The following is a 14,220-nucleotide window of genomic DNA, read 5'->3' on the forward strand; positions in this document are numbered from 1 at the left end:
TTCACTGAAGAAGAGTAGGAATCAATTCGTGTTCGAGGATCGCGTCCATAGCGCTTTCCTCATCCTCAGCAACTGCCATCGGTGTGCCGTCAGCAGCGTGAATCGCCACCATCAGCTCGCCGTCATGCAGCACTGATTTGACATAGGCCAGCTGGGACATGCCCAGCGTCCGAAGCTGCGGCCCCGTGATCCGCCTCAGATCTGCGGGGAGCACGTCTTCCTGCCCATCACTGTTTTCGAACGGGTTGTTCAATTCATAATCCTTACTGACACCTGAGGGCCTTTTCAGCCGCAGTCAGGTTGAAACATTCATACTGTCGATACGTGACTTACTCGTCGTCGAGTTCCCGCACCGGCCGGGTCCGCCGAGCCGTCTTGACCACAGGCGGGACAACTTCGTGCTGAACCGTCTGCGGGCTCCCGCCAGTGCGCCGTCCCTGCGTGATAGCAATCCGTTTGACACGGACTTCAGGCTCCGGACGCAGAAGATCGATATGCAGCAGGCCATTATCAAGCCATGCTCCGCCAATCTCTATGCCTTCAGCCAGAACAAACGCCTTATGGAACTGCCGTGCAGCAATACCACGATGCAGGAAGATACGTCCCTGGCTGTCATCGGTCTGACGTCCACGGATCACCAACTGGTTGTCTTCCTGCGTGATCTGAAGGTCATCCATCACGAACCCGGCTACAGCCAGGGTAATCCGGAGCGCCGTCTGGCTCAGCTGCTCGATGTTGTAGGGCGGGTAACCGTCTGACGTAGACTTGGCGGCACGCTCGAGCATCTGCTCAAGATGATCAAAACCAAGGAACATCGGGGATGTAAACAAGCGACCGGACATAGGGCTAGAGCCTCCTCCATGAGCGAGACAGCGGGAACCAGACCCTCCATGAGGCATCTGACGTGACCCTAAGATATGGTGGAGCAGGCTTTCTATGCAAGTTCTGCCTCGGGAAATGCTTGCTCGGGACTGGCATAAACAGCCGTCGCTCGCTACATCGCAAGGCATGAGCGAATTCGATTTCCTGTCCGGCATCGACGCGGTGCCGCCGACCCCGATCCTGATTGCCCCTGCGCCCGTGCTGCGTCAGGTCACCCGTGACGTCCGAGCAGAGGACATGGCGTTCCTGCGTGAGCAGCTTCCAGGCATGTTTTCCGCCATGTACAAGGCTCCCGGCATTGGCCTCGCGGCCCCGCAGGTTGGTCTTGATATGCGCTTTGCCCTTGTGGACGTCGCTGAAGAAGATGCCCCGCGCGAACCCATGGTTCTCATCAATCCGGAGATCGTCACGGATTCCGAACAGATGGCCGTACGGGAAGAAGGCTGCCTCTCGCTGCCGAACCAGTATGCGGAAGTCATCCGCCCCGAATCGATTCGCGTGCGTTACCGCGACCTCGCGGGTGAGATCATCGAGCGTGATGCTGATGGCCTGCTGGCGACATGCATCCAGCATGAAATGGATCATCTGGAGGGTATCCTGTTCGTGGATCACCTCTCCACACTCAAGCGCAACATGATCATGCGCCGCCTGGCCAAAGAGCAGAAGCTGAGAAGGCGTTAATCTCTGATGCGTCTGATCTTCATGGGTACGCCGGATTTCGCGGTTCCGGCCCTGCATGCCCTCATGGCCGCAGGACACGAAATCGTTGCCGTTTATACGCAGCCCCCTCGTCCGGCAGGACGTGGCAAGGCCGTACGGCGCTCCCCTGTCCATGAAGCCGCCGAAGCGGCAGGCATTGAAGTGCGTACGCCTGCCCGCGTTCGCCGGGACGTAACAGAGCATGAAGCCTTTGCCGCGCTCAATGCAGACGCCGCAGTAGTCGCCGCTTACGGGTTGATCCTGCCGAAAGCCATGCTGGATGCCCCCCGTCTGGGGTGCCTGAATATTCACGCAAGCCTGCTTCCCCGCTGGCGCGGAGCTTCGCCTATCCAGTCCTCCATCGTGGCCGGAGATACCAAAAGCGGCGTTTCCATCATGCAGATGGACGAGGGTCTCGATACGGGCGCGGTCCTGCTGGAGGAAGCCACGCCAATCAGCCTGTCAGACACCGCCAGCACGCTCCACGATCGTCTGGCGGAAATTGGCGGCAGGCTGATTGTTCGAGCACTGAATGAGCAGCCTCAGGCTGTGCCACAGCCTGAAGACGGCGTGACATACGCGCATATGTTGAAGCGCGAAGACGGGCGTATCGACTGGTCACGGTCCTGCGAAGAAATCGATCGCCAAATTCGGGGGCTGACACCATGGCCCGGCGCATTCACGATGCTAAACGATGTCGTCCTCAAAATCGGCGCAGCTACCCCACGCCCCGAAATTGCAGGACCTGTTGCCGGTAGCGCACTGGATGATGCTCTGACCATTGCCTGCGGCACCGGCGTACTGCGCATTGACCGTATCCAGAAGCCCGGACGCAGCATGATGGACGCTGCAGATTTCGTACGCGGACAAGCAATTCCGGCAGGCACACGCTTTGACTGAAATGGATATCTCCCGCTGGGCATTACGTCTCGAATATGACGGGACGGGCTTTGTGGGATGGCAGAAGCAGCAAGACGGCGTCTCTATCCAGAGCCTCATTGAGGCGGCAGCGTCTCGGCTTGTTGGAAATCGTCCGGTCTCCAGCATTACCGCAGGCCGTACCGATGCCGGTGTCCATGCCTCCGGAATGGTCATTCACATCGATTTCCCGGGCGACGCCAAGATCAATGGCCGTCAGATCCGCGATGGCATGGGTTATTACCTCAAGCCTCACAGGGTTGTAGTTCTGGAGGCCGCACAGGTCAGCCTGGACTGGAGCGCACGTTTCTCCGCCATCTGGCGCAGCTACCAGTTCAAAATCCTGAACCGCCAGGCGCGCCCTGCTTTACAGGAGACACACGTCTGGCACGTCAAGCGCGTTCTGGATGTAGACCTGATGCAGGAAGGCGCGAACTACCTTCTGGGCTCGCACGACTTCACGTCATTCCGGGCGATCGCCTGTCAGGCCCGAAGTGCTGTCCGTACCCTTGATGTTCTGACCATTCACCGGGAAGGCGAATTGGTTATTGTGAACACGAAGGCACGCTCGTTCCTGCACCATCAGGTCCGGAATATGGTCGGCTCTCTGGTCATGGTGGGCTCACGCCAGTGGCCACCGGAAAAGATGCGCGAAGTGTTGGAAGCCCGGAACCGCTGCGCTGCCGGGCCAACATCTCCACCGGATGGCCTATGCCTCACAGGCGTCGGCTATCCGGAAGATCCGTTCGCCTAAGCTCCGAACAGATCGGCTATCGCATTGTAATGCGGTGGGACCAGCAAGAGCAGGCCGATCAGGACAAACACGCTCACCGTCTGCAATACCGTCATAATGGCGGCCTGCCATGCCGTCATCACAAGCCCAACCCGCGTGACGTACCAGGTTAGCCACAGGCTATAGAGCCATACACCCACCGCAACACCGGCCAGCGCAGCAGAAGACGAGGCAGCGGCAGGCATGATGATCCTCATGATGCCTTCGGCCATGATCATCATGATAACAGGTAGCCACGCGCACCAGAGCGAAGCCGTCGCATACCGGGTCCACAAGCCTTTCCGACCCACGAACACGGCATAACGTTCCGAGACGATGAGCTGAAGCAACGGGCAAACCAGCTGAACCAGCGCACGTATGGCCTGCAATTCCCGCTGATCGGCTGGCAACAAGAAGACACTCACCAGTTCGATCAGGGTTATGGCAATGGTGGGCGCCAGAGCCGCCATCAGCGGCTGAACCCCGGGGGAGAAACAGTTGATCCCCACCGCACGCCCACGCCCCAGCAGCCAGACGCCCAGTGGGATACTCATTCCTCCAAGCGGGGGAATACCGGTTGGACGGTCTGGGGTCACAGGCCAAATCTTTCCATGAACGTCAGATAGATCTGCGTCAGATCTTCAAGGGTCGAGACGTCAACATGCTCGTCCCGCTTATGCATTGTCGCCCCAACCAGACCAAACTCTGCTACGGCACAGTACTGCGAAATGAAGCGCGCATCAGACGTTCCTCCGCCCGTATCGAGTTTCGGCTGCCGCCCTGTCACATCCTGAACAGCCCGCTCAAGACATTGAACTGCTGGACCCGGCTGCGTCAGAAACGCCTCCCCGCTGATGGAAACCGTAACGTCACTGTCAGGTGCATGCCGGGCCACAACTTCACGGATCCACTCAGTCAGGGCCGCACCGGTGTGACGGTCATTGAACCGGATGTTCAGGCGTGCCCTAGCCTCAGCAGGAATGACGTTCGTCGCAGGGTTGCCGACGTCAACGCTCGTGATCTGCAATGAAGACGGGGAGAACCACTTCGTCCCCTCATCAAGGCAGCGTCCAGTCAATTCACTGAGCGCTGGAAGGAGGCGGTGGATGGGGTTATCGGCCAGATGCGGATAGGCAACGTGTCCCTGAACGCCCCGAACCACAATGTCCGCGTTCATGCTGCCCCGACGACCAATCTTGATCGTATCCCCCAGAGCCGAAGGATTTGTGGGTTCTCCGAGCAGGCAGAAATCAGGCACATCATTTCGAGCCGCCAGCCATTCAATGACAGGCTTCGTACCGAAATGAGCCGGGCCTTCTTCATCACCTGTAATGAGCAGGGAGATTGCCCCCTTGAGGGTATTGTTCTGAAGAAAACGCGCGATGGCTGCCACCGAGCAGGCAACGCCACCTTTCATGTCCGCGATCCCGCGGCCGTACAGTCGCCCATCCTGAATTTGCGCTGCAAAAGGATCGTGTGCCCAGCCCTCACCGGGGGGAACAACATCCGTATGGCCCGCAAAGCAGAGAGACGGACGCCCAGTACCAATTTTAGCGTAAAAATTCGGCGTCGGAGCGTCCGCTGGCCCGAACGGCAAATGGACCACTTCAAACCCCATCCCTTCCAGCACAGATGCCAGAAGAGCCTGTGCTCCGTCATCGGCTGGTGTGACGGACTGACAGCGGATCAGATCCTGCGCGAGAGCAACAGGATCAGTCGGAAAAGATGGGGACGGCATGACTTTAGTCGCGCAGCAGTTCGTTGATGGACGTCTTGGAGCGGGTGCGCTCGTCAACGCGCTTGACGATCACAGCACATGCGAGGGACGGCTGACCTGGCTCCTTCGGCGGTAGCGTGCCTGGGATAACCACGGAATAGGCCGGCACACGTCCCATGAAGATTTCACCCGTCGCACGGTCCACAATCTTCGTAGAGGCACCAATAAACACGCCCATGGACAGGACGGAACCCTTCTCCACGATCACGCCTTCAGCAACTTCCGAACGGGCACCGATGAAGCAGTCATCTTCAATGATGACGGGAGCAGCCTGAAGCGGCTCAAGAACGCCACCGATGCCAGCACCACCGCTGATATGGCAGTTCTTGCCAATCTGGGCGCAGGAACCAACCGTCGCCCAGGTGTCGACCATCGTGCCGCTATCTACGCGGGCACCCACGTTCACGAAGCTCGGCATCAGAACGACATTCGGCGCAATGAACGCGGAGCGACGAACAATGGCACCTGGAACGGCACGGAAACCGGCTTCAGCAAACCGGAACTGATCCCAGCCTTCAAACTTCAGCGGAACCTTGTCAAAAGCAGGCTGACCGCCACATCCACCCACCATCACGCGGCTGTCGTACAGGCGGAATGAGAGCAGAACAGCCTTCTTCAGCCATTCATGGACAACCCAGCCATCTTCGCTCGGCTCGGCAACACGCAGCGTACCAGCGTCCAGCCCTTTGAGAGCGGTTTCGATGACCTCGCGGTCCTCTCCCTCAGTCTGGGCGTTCAGAGTAGCGCGACGCTCCCAAAGAGCGTCAATAGCGGTGCGGAGCGTATCGTGAGGCATCAGGACCAATCCGGAAAAGGAGCAGAAAACCGCCGGACCATGCGGTCCCCGATCCCGACTGTCAACGGCTCTTTCCCTGTGAGCAACATCCAGACCAACGTTAAGGCTTTGTTTACCTTTTGATCCTATGAAAAATCCAAGCCCTTTCGCTTCTGGAAAAGACCCGGAATGCCCAAGACGCCACACGGTGTTCTCACATCGATTCACGACGCAGCACATCTCTCGCTTCAACGATACGGCACGTTCAGCCGCAAAATCATGGATCCTTTGCGGCAATGCATGACATTGGCCTGAAAAGCCCGCCCCCTCCGGTAACCGAGCCCACCTCCCCTCAAAGCTTGCAACTCTTGCGAGAGAGCCTGGCCTGTATGCGCAGCGCCATTCTGCCGCGACTAGGCATGGCAGCGGCTCTCTCCAAAGTACAGGAAGCACTTGGGGCTGAGTGCCTGCTCTTCAGCGCATTCACAGCCTCAGATCATAGTCTGATGTTGCATCAGTCTGCCCCAATTCCAGAGGGGTTTCAGGACGAACTGCAACAGTATGATTTTTTGCTCAATCACGACGTCATTCAGTTTTCTTCAGCGGCCCGTCACGCGATGCTGGTGTGCGAGGCCATCAGAAGCCAGGCACCTCTTGGCCTTCTGTGCTGGAAAGAAACACCGTGGTCAGCGGAAGAGATCGAATTTATCCGTACTCTCCTGGCCTTCATTGCGACGTTGCAAGATTTGGAAGGGCTGCACAGGAACGTCCTGAAGGGCGCTCACTATGACCTCTCGTCCAACCTTTTGAACTGGGAAGGTCTGAAGCAGGAAATGGAGCGACGCATTCCGCGTCTGGATCGTGATTGCCTCGCGGCGACCCTCATGATCGCGCATGTTCCAGGCCTGAGCGAAATAACCCAAACACATGGGTTTCAGGCAGGAGAAGAAGCGCTCACGCAATGCGTTGCTTTACTCCGCAAGGCCGTGCGCCCAACCGATGCTATTGCACGGCTTAGTGGCAACATGTTTGCGCTTTGGCTGGACGGAGGGGATCGCTTTGCTATGGCTGAGCGTGCCGAACGGATGACGGCGCATGGCATCCCGATCCTAATTAATCCGCCAGTGCATCTCCCGTTACACATCGGACTGATGTGCCGCGAAGCGAATGATCCGGAAAATACGGCAGACAATCTTCTGGAGAGAGCCAGTCAGGCTCTCCAGACCGGAGAAGAAGAGCAAAAAAAATGGCGCTTCTCACACGAAGCGCCATAAGCCACATCAGGCTTTAATGAGAGTTCCTGGGCCTGCCCGGGTAAAGAGTTCCAGAAGGCAGGTGTGGGGCACGCGACCGTCGAGAATAACCGCAGCTTTGGCACCGCTCTGAACAGCGTCCAGACAGGTCTCAACTTTCGGGATCATGCCGCCGGAAATCGTGCCATCCTTGATGAGATTGCGCGCTTCTTCTGCGCTCAGCTCTTCAATCAGCTTACCCTCACGGTCCAGCACGCCCGGAACGTCCGTTAGCATCAGCAGTCGTGATGCATGAACTGCACCGGCAATCGCGCCTGCTGCCGTATCGGCATTGATATTGTAGGTCTCACCATTCTCGCCAGCGCCAACAGGCGCGATCACGGGGATCAGACCTGAGCCAAGCAGAGCATAAAGAACGCGCGGATCAATCTTCTCAGGTTGCCCTACAAAACCGAGATCAATGACGCTCTCGATCTGGCTGTCCGGATCACGCCGCGTGCGAGTGACCTTACGGGCTTGGATAAGACTCCCATCCTTGCCCGAAATCCCGACAGCCATGGCGCCAGCACGGTTTATAAGCTGGGCAACCTGCTTGTTCACACTCCCGGCCAGAACCATCTCGATCACATCGACCATGGCACTATCGGTAACGCGCAGACCATCCACAAACTCTGAGCGGATATTGAGACGATCCAGCATGGAGCTGATCTGAGGACCGCCACCATGCACAACGATCGGATTGATCCCGACCAGTTTCAGCAGGGCAATGTCATATCCGAAAGCACTGGCGAGTTTGCCCTCACCCATTGCATGACCGCCATACTTTACGACGATCGTGTCACCGGCATAACGACGCAGGTACGGCAGCGCGCTTGCAAGAATAGCAGCCTGCTGCTGGGCATCATCCATATTCACCGCCGGGGGAATCTCCGGCAGCTTTTCACTGTGGGTCTTTTTACTCATGGCCGGACATCTCCTTCCCCTGACGTCTGAACAGGATCTGCGAAACGGGCAATCTCCGCCCGGAGATCTTCAATCCCTTCCCCGGTCTGGCTGCTGGTGCAGACGATCCGTGGGTAGGCCGCAGCCTGCTTGAGAGCAATCGCTTCAACTTCCGCGATCTTGGCTTTCAGTGCAGTCGGCCGCACCTGATCGCACTTGGTGAGCACAATCTGGAATACCACAGCCGCACGCCCCAGAAGATCCATGACGTCCCTGTCGGACTGCTTGATCTCAATCCGCGCATCCAGAAGCAGAATAACGCGGGCCAGCGTTGTCCGTCCACGAAGATAAGCGAACATCATGTTCTGCCAGTCTTCCTTGACCGATTTTGCAGCCTTCGCGAAACCGTAACCGGGCATATCCACAAGAGAAATGCGGTCCGCGAGATTGAAGAAGTTGAGTTGCTTGGTGCGCCCCGGCTCCGAAGATGCTCTCGCCAGCGCACGACGCCCGGTCAGGGCGTTGATGATGCTGGACTTGCCAACATTAGAACGCCCGGCAAAAGCAACTTCCGGCCGACCGACCGGCGGAAGCTGGTCGATCTTCTGTGAACCAAAAAAGAACTCGCACTCCCCTGCGAAGAGCAGGCGACCGTCTTCGATCTGTTCAGGGGTAGGAGGGCCAGCAGCTTCTTTCATGATGTCTCAGCGTCCACTTTTAGTAACAGGAACCGGCAGCTTGGCGCGGCTCTGAATGAAGGACTGCTGGGCGAATGTCAGCAGGTTGTTCCACGTATAGTAAACCAGAAGGCTGGCCGGGAAGTTGGACATCACGAACACATAGACCAGCGGCATAAACTGCATGATGCGGGCCTGAGCCGGGTCCATGCTGACCATTGTCTGACGCTGGAGCAGCCAGAAAGTCACGCCCAGTGCGGCGCCCCAGATGCTGACGTGCAGGAAGGAGAAATACACAGTCGGGTCGAAGGGGATCAGACCAAACAGGTTAAAGATATTCGTCGGATCCGGGACGGACAGATCGTGAATCCAGCCGAAGAACGGGGCATGACGCTCGTCAATGCTGATGTTCAGCATCTTGTAGAGGCAGAAGAAGATCGGAGCCTGGATCAGAACCGGAAGGCACCCACTGGCAGGGCTAACACCCTCTTCGCGGTAGAGCGCCATGACCTTCTGGTTCATCACCATTGGGTCGTCCTTGTTCTTCTCACGGATCTCCTTGATCTTCGGGGCCAGCAGACGCATGCGCGCTGAAGATCCAGCTGCCTTGGATGCCAGCGGGAAGAGCACAATCTTGACGATCAGCGTCAGCGCCATCAGCGCCAGACCGAAATTGCCCAGATGCAGATACAGCCAGTGCAGCAGATACAGGATCGGACGCGTCAGGAAACTGAACCAGCCAAAGTCGATGGCTTTATCGAGATCCGTAATGTGCAGGCTGCTGCTGTAGGCCTGCAAAAGGCTTGGCACCTTTGCACCAGCAAAAAGATGGCTCGTCTGCGTAACAGTACCATTCGGCATGATCTGCTGCGGAGCCTGAGACACGAAGCCGATACGATAGGACCCTGCATTTTCCGGAACGTAAGCAAAGCTTGCCGTCACAGAAGACGTGGAGTCAGGTGCAACAGCTGTCAGCCAGTACTTGTCGCTGATACCGCCCCAGCCGCCTGTGCCCCCCTTGGCCCAGAACGTGTGGTCAGGATGCTCAGCGCCCTTGCGAACGTTTTTGTAGGTCTCGTCGTTCAGGCGACCGTCCATGACGGCAATAGGGCCTTCATGTGCCGTCCAGAAACCTTCCGGAGCCTGATAGTCACGCTGCACACGCTGGAACGGAAGCAACGCAACAGGCTGGGAGGAATGATTCTCCACCGCCTGCACAGCCGAGAACATATAATGCTCATCAACTGAAAGGCGGATCGAGAAGATCAGACCTTCGCCGTTATCCCATGTCAGTGTGACAGGGTGGCCAGGAGAGAGTGCCTCGTCTGCACTGGTCCAGACAGTGTTCAGATCCGGAACCTTCGCATTGGACCCCGGAGCGTTGCTCCAGCCAATTACGAAGAAGTTCGGATGCTCGCTGCCGGGCTTGTCCAGCAGACGGACAAGCGGACTGTCCTTTGCAAGAGTGGCACGATACTTCGTCAGCACCGCATCATCCAGAAGCGCACCCTTGAGGTTCAGGGAGCCCTGCACGTCGTCGCTGGTAATCGCAATGCGACGAGCGACCACTTCCGGTTCAGGCGAGGCCTGAGCCGGACCAGCAACAGCCGGAGTGGACGGAGACTGTGTCGCAGTGGTCTGCGTCACAGCCGGATGACTGTCCGGACGGGGTTTCGGCATAAAATAGTCGAAACCGATCAGGATGAGGGCCGAGAGGATAATGGCCGCAATGATGCGCTTGATTTCCATCGGGCTGATGCCGGTCTTTCGTCTCTAACGGAGGAATGCTGAGCCTCAAGTGGCCGAAAACCGTTACCAAAACAATAGGCGCACGCGTTTTTAATGCCGATGAGCCTCGGGCGGGAGGTCACATCCCCCTTTTGACCAGGGGTGACAGCGGAGGATTCTCTTCAATGCCAGCCAGCCGCCCCGAACAGGCCCATGCCCCTTGATTGCCATGATGGCATAGGTGCTGCACCCAGGTTCAAAACGACAGTTTCGGCCCAGATAGGGACTGATGAAGAGCTTGTAAGCGTCAATCAACGCAAGCAGGAAAACGGTGACAGCCTTATTGAGAAGGCGTGTCATTTTTCCAAGCCCTTGCGGAGCGCTTTACGAAGATCATCCTGAAGAAGGGGGAATTCTCGTCGGCGCGTACCGTCGCGGCCGATCAGGACAAAGTCTCCCGAAGGAAGACCGTCCTCACGCGCTACAAGACGCAGCGCCTCACGGAGGCGGCGTTTTGTGCGGTTACGGATGACAGAGTTTCCAACCTTTTTCGTGACGGTAAAGCCGACACGACTATCAGGCTGGCTATCATCCTGCAGCATCTGCACAACCATTCCCGGGGTAGCGACTTTACGCCCCTTCCCGGCAACACGCAGAAACTGCGGCCGCTTTTTCAGGCGGCCAGCTGTATGGTTCCGGCTCAGGCGGAGAGCTTCGAGCGGCCCTTGGTGCGACGGTTTGCCAGCACGCGGCGGCCACCGACTGTAGCACTACGTGCACGGAAACCGTGACGACGCTTACGAACCAGCTTGGAGGGTTGATACGTGCGCTTCATGACATCGATCCTTTAAAACCATGCAGACGCCTCTCTGGACATCCGCGTCGATCGGGCGCACGAAACGCCCGGTGAATGAGACCCGGGCTTGTACTCACCCGACCCTCCCCTGTCAATGCTACACCCTCAGGAACTTAAGGATATGAGCCAGAATCCCGCTCTACCACCGTCATCAACTGACGACTCCAAGGCATTTCGACATGATCTGCGAAATGCCCTGTCCCCGGCGATGCTGTGTGCGGACATCCTGACATCTCATTCAGACGAATCCGTCAGAAAACATGCAGGAACAATTGTCGAGGCGCTGGAAAAAGCACTGCGCCTCCTGAAGAAACCTACTTCTTCTCAATAAGCTCGATCTTGTAGCCGTCTGGATCTTCCACGAAGGCAATGATGATCGTGCCGAACTTCAGTGGCCCGGCTTCACGGGTCACTTTGCCGCCGCCGATCCGAACAGCCTCTACAAGCGCAGCCACATCCGGCACGCCAATCGCAAAATGGCCGAATCCCGTGCCGACGTCGTAATCCGTTTCCTGATCCCAGTTATAGGTCAGCTCAATTTCAGCCTGTCCGTTCTCATTATCAGCGAATCCAATGAAAACGAGTGTGTAACGGCCTTCACGAACTTCCTTGCGGCGCAGTTCTTTCATGCCAAGAAGGCTGTAGAACGCCAGACTGCGATCAATGTCTCGAATACGAACCATCGTGTGCAGAAATGTGCTCATTTTTCTTCTTTCAGATCTTCGCTTGTCAGCCCGTAAAGGAATAGCCCGTATCGGTCAGCCAAGGCGACGCAGCGGTCAGGGTCTGTCAACAACGTGACACCAGGCTGAAACGCGACGCCCCGCAATCCGTTCCGGGCCGCATTTTCCAGCGTCTCAGGACCTATTGTCGGCATATCTGCCCTCAGGTCCTGTCCGCTTTTAGGCATTTTGATAAGAACGCCGCCACTGCCAGCCTGCATCAGTTTGCCGCAGCGTCCCAGCATGGCATCCGTACCCTCAAGAGCTTCGACAGCCAGAACCAGACCGCTCTGAACGACACACCCCTGCCCGATATCCAGCGCAGCCATGGCCCGCAGCACCTGAACACCACGCGCTATGTCCTGACGCGCCTGTTCGTCGGGCACAACGCGACCGAGCGTCCCGCTTTTACCGGTAGCATGATCAAGGAATTCGTGGGCGCCACGAACAATGAACCCTTCTTCCCCGAGCACGCGCACAACGGCTCCGAGAAGCCCGTCGTCGCCAAGGAAGATTGCGCGTCCCAGACGCGCAAGAACACGCGCCCCTTCCGCATCAGGGCGAAGGTCACGCCATGCAGGGCGCCGAACCGGCCCGATCAGAACCAGTTCCCGGCATCCATGCTTTTTAAGGGCTGTCAGGATTTCTCCTACAGCAGCAAGGCGGATGATTTCATGTGGATAAGGTGCCAGACGGGACATGTCCGCGAAATCACGAAAGCCGACCACAAAAACCGACTTCCCCTTCTCCAGGGCAGCCGCAGCGACCTTTGCAGGCAAGGGGCCTGCCCCGGCCAGAATACCGACGCAACCTGCCCCCATCATGCTCAGGCCCCTTCGGTTTCGGAAAGCCCCTCATTACGGGCCACACGTGTCAGCCCGCGACGGCTTGGCGCTTCCATAAAGTCCAGCATTTCAGCAATACGCTGCAAATGCCCATATTCACGGCGCACGTCCGCAAGTCGGGCTTCAAGCACCACATCCGTACTGCCATGACGTGGATAAAGCGTCCGGAACGCACGACGCATGGCCTGCATTTCTTCCGGGCCCACACCAGACCGCTTCAACCCGATCCAATTCAGACCGACCAAACGGGCGCGGTTCCCGAGGACACTTCCGTAGGGGATGACATCCATCTCGACACCGCAAACGCCACCAACAACAGCGCCGCGACCAATGCGTACGAACTGATGGAGCGCGGCTGATCCCATGACCTTGGCATCGTCAGCAATCTCGACATGACCACCCATGACAACATTGTTCACAATGATCACACGATCACCGAGAACACAGTCATGCGCCACATGAGCATTTGCCATAATCAGGCAGGACGCACCGATTTTCGTCAGAGCATGTCCCTGCGCCGTTCCACGATGAATGGTGACGTTTTCACGGATGATGGTTTTCGCGCCGATCTCACAAAGCGTCGGCTCACCAGCATATTTGAGGTCCTGCGGTGCCATCCCGATCGTGACGAACGGATAGACTTCCACTTCCTCACGCAGGGTCGTGTGCCCGTCGACAATCACCGAAGCATGCAGGTGCACACCGTCGCCAAGTGTCACATGAGGCCCGACGATGCACCACGGGCCAATGCGAACATTTTCCCCAATTCGGGCACGTTCATCGACAAGAGCAGTCGCGTGAATCTCAGCGCTATCGGATCGTTTTCCTGCAATCTGCATCAGTTCAGCCCATGATCATGGCACTGAAGGTTGCCTCTGCAACAGCAACGCCGTCAACACGTGCAGTACCCTTGAATTTCCAGACATTCGCCCGGGACCGTTCCTTGACCACCTCAATACGAAGCTGATCACCCGGCCCAACCGGACGGCGGAACTTGGCGCCTTCAATGGTCATGAAATACACCAGCTTTCCTTCGAAGGCCTTGCCAAGCGTCAGGACAACGAGCGTTGCCGCTGTCTGAGCCATGGCTTCGATGATCAGAACGCCTGGCATCACCGGATGGGAAGGAAAATGTCCTTGAAAGAAGGGCTCGTTCACCGTGACGTTCTTGATGCCAACAGCGGACTCACCAGCCTTGATTTCCTGCATCTTGTCGATCAGCAGGAACGGATAGCGATGAGGGATCGCCTGCATGATCTGCAGAATGTCGATGCTCTCAGGAACCTGATGCGTTCCCGAAGCCCCTTCTGCCGGGGTCGTCTTTTCAGCCGGAGCGTCCACTCGATCCATTTTGTTCACCATGCCCTTCTAAGG

20 protein-coding genes are annotated in these 14,220 nt (G+C 57.5%); 5 read left to right on the plus strand and 15 right to left on the minus strand.

The annotated features are described in order from the left end of the window. Position 1: 1 nt before the first annotated feature. A complete protein-coding gene (locus M2305_RS02910) occupies positions 2-253 on the minus strand; it encodes a DUF1150 family protein (protein ID WP_046899765.1) in 252 nt (83 codons plus the stop codon). Positions 254-329: 76 nt separating this feature from the next. Further along, the gene (locus M2305_RS02915; RefSeq protein ID WP_211497806.1) at positions 330-842 is read right to left on the minus strand and encodes an Hsp20 family protein; all 513 of its coding nucleotides are present in this window, start codon (positions 840-842) and stop codon (positions 330-332) included. Between the two features lie 166 nt (positions 843-1,008). On the opposite strand from M2305_RS02915, the gene def reads away from it, so the two are divergent. Genes def through truA form a run of 3 tightly spaced genes read left to right on the plus strand, consistent with a single transcriptional unit; the run spans position 1,009 to position 3,253 of the window. After that, on the plus strand, positions 1,009-1,563 hold the full coding sequence (gene def / locus M2305_RS02920; RefSeq protein WP_046899880.1) for a peptide deformylase: 555 nt from the start codon (positions 1,009-1,011) through the stop codon (positions 1,561-1,563). Positions 1,564-1,569: 6 nt separating this feature from the next. After that, positions 1,570-2,481 (plus strand): methionyl-tRNA formyltransferase, encoded by a 912-nt coding sequence (gene fmt / locus M2305_RS02925; protein WP_264648530.1) that lies wholly within the window; start codon positions 1,570-1,572, stop codon positions 2,479-2,481. A 1-nt stretch (position 2,482) separates the two neighbouring features. Continuing rightward, positions 2,483-3,253: a tRNA pseudouridine(38-40) synthase TruA gene (gene truA, locus M2305_RS02930; protein ID WP_046899768.1), complete on the plus strand. Its 771-nt coding sequence runs from the start codon at positions 2,483-2,485 to the stop codon at positions 3,251-3,253. Here the strand turns inward: truA and M2305_RS02935 are convergent. The 3 genes from M2305_RS02935 to dapD are packed head-to-tail and all read right to left on the minus strand — an operon-like array spanning position 3,250 to position 5,844. Then, entirely contained in the window at positions 3,250-3,825 is a 576-nt protein-coding gene (locus M2305_RS02935; protein ID WP_211501999.1) for a hypothetical protein, read from the minus strand. The two genes, truA and M2305_RS02935, sit on opposite strands and share 4 nt — an antisense overlap. A 38-nt stretch (positions 3,826-3,863) precedes the next feature. Next, a complete protein-coding gene (gene dapE / locus M2305_RS02940; RefSeq protein WP_264648531.1) occupies positions 3,864-5,009 on the minus strand; it encodes a succinyl-diaminopimelate desuccinylase in 1,146 nt (381 codons plus the stop codon). A gap of 4 nt (positions 5,010-5,013) precedes the next feature. After that, positions 5,014-5,844, minus strand: a complete 831-nt coding sequence (gene dapD, locus M2305_RS02945; protein ID WP_264648532.1) for a 2,3,4,5-tetrahydropyridine-2,6-dicarboxylate N-succinyltransferase — start codon at positions 5,842-5,844, stop codon at positions 5,014-5,016. A 368-nt stretch (positions 5,845-6,212) separates the two neighbouring features. Here dapD and M2305_RS02950 point away from each other — a divergent pair, with 368 nt between their 5' ends. Next, positions 6,213-7,097, plus strand: a complete 885-nt coding sequence (locus tag M2305_RS02950) for a GGDEF domain-containing protein (RefSeq protein ID WP_264648533.1) — start codon at positions 6,213-6,215, stop codon at positions 7,095-7,097. Positions 7,098-7,103: 6 nt separating this feature from the next. On the opposite strand, the gene argB is transcribed toward M2305_RS02950, so the two are convergent. The 6 genes from argB to rpmH all read right to left on the minus strand — a co-directional run bounded on the left by argB (position 7,104) and on the right by rpmH (position 11,258). Further along, positions 7,104-8,039, minus strand: a complete 936-nt coding sequence (gene argB / locus M2305_RS02955; protein ID WP_086634466.1) for an acetylglutamate kinase — start codon at positions 8,037-8,039, stop codon at positions 7,104-7,106. Then, positions 8,036-8,716 (minus strand): ribosome biogenesis GTP-binding protein YihA/YsxC, encoded by a 681-nt coding sequence (gene yihA, locus M2305_RS02960; protein ID WP_086634465.1) that lies wholly within the window; start codon positions 8,714-8,716, stop codon positions 8,036-8,038. The genes argB and yihA overlap by 4 nt, the downstream gene beginning before the upstream one ends. A 6-nt stretch (positions 8,717-8,722) precedes the next feature. Next, positions 8,723-10,444 carry a membrane protein insertase YidC gene (gene yidC, locus M2305_RS02965; protein WP_264648534.1) on the minus strand — a complete coding sequence of 574 codons (1,722 nt, stop codon included), beginning with the start codon at positions 10,442-10,444 and terminating at the stop codon, positions 8,723-8,725. Positions 10,445-10,534: 90 nt separating this feature from the next. Next, on the minus strand, positions 10,535-10,783 hold the full coding sequence (gene yidD / locus M2305_RS02970) for a membrane protein insertion efficiency factor YidD (protein ID WP_064273914.1): 249 nt from the start codon (positions 10,781-10,783) through the stop codon (positions 10,535-10,537). Next, complete coding sequence (gene rnpA, locus M2305_RS02975; protein ID WP_046899775.1) at positions 10,780-11,127, minus strand: ribonuclease P protein component; 348 nt, start codon at positions 11,125-11,127, stop codon at positions 10,780-10,782. The genes yidD and rnpA overlap by 4 nt, the downstream gene beginning before the upstream one ends. Next, positions 11,124-11,258, minus strand: a complete 135-nt coding sequence (gene rpmH, locus M2305_RS02980) for a 50S ribosomal protein L34 (protein ID WP_010501271.1) — start codon at positions 11,256-11,258, stop codon at positions 11,124-11,126. The genes rnpA and rpmH overlap by 4 nt, the downstream gene beginning before the upstream one ends. Positions 11,259-11,400: 142 nt before the next feature. Between rpmH and M2305_RS02985 the strand changes: the two genes are divergently transcribed. Then, a complete protein-coding gene (locus tag M2305_RS02985; protein ID WP_232309105.1) occupies positions 11,401-11,610 on the plus strand; it encodes a hypothetical protein in 210 nt (69 codons plus the stop codon). Here M2305_RS02985 and gloA read toward each other — a convergent pair. The 4 genes from gloA to fabZ are packed head-to-tail and all read right to left on the minus strand — an operon-like array spanning position 11,594 to position 14,208. Beyond that, on the minus strand, positions 11,594-11,983 hold the full coding sequence (gene gloA / locus M2305_RS02990) for a lactoylglutathione lyase (protein ID WP_046899777.1): 390 nt from the start codon (positions 11,981-11,983) through the stop codon (positions 11,594-11,596). The two genes, M2305_RS02985 and gloA, sit on opposite strands and share 17 nt — an antisense overlap. After that, positions 11,980-12,825, minus strand: a complete 846-nt coding sequence (locus tag M2305_RS02995; protein ID WP_264648535.1) for an LpxI family protein — start codon at positions 12,823-12,825, stop codon at positions 11,980-11,982. Before M2305_RS02995 ends, gloA begins: the two co-directional genes overlap by 4 nt. A 2-nt stretch (positions 12,826-12,827) precedes the next feature. After that, complete coding sequence (lpxA, locus tag M2305_RS03000; protein ID WP_046899779.1) at positions 12,828-13,685, minus strand: acyl-ACP--UDP-N-acetylglucosamine O-acyltransferase; 858 nt, start codon at positions 13,683-13,685, stop codon at positions 12,828-12,830. A gap of 4 nt (positions 13,686-13,689) precedes the next feature. Then, entirely contained in the window at positions 13,690-14,208 is a 519-nt protein-coding gene (gene fabZ / locus M2305_RS03005; RefSeq protein WP_080951397.1) for a 3-hydroxyacyl-ACP dehydratase FabZ, read from the minus strand. Positions 14,209-14,220: the final 12 nt, after the last annotated feature.

The organism is Gluconobacter cerinus (assembly GCF_025961355.1).
Classification (GTDB): Bacteria; Pseudomonadota; Alphaproteobacteria; order Acetobacterales; family Acetobacteraceae; genus Gluconobacter; species Gluconobacter cerinus.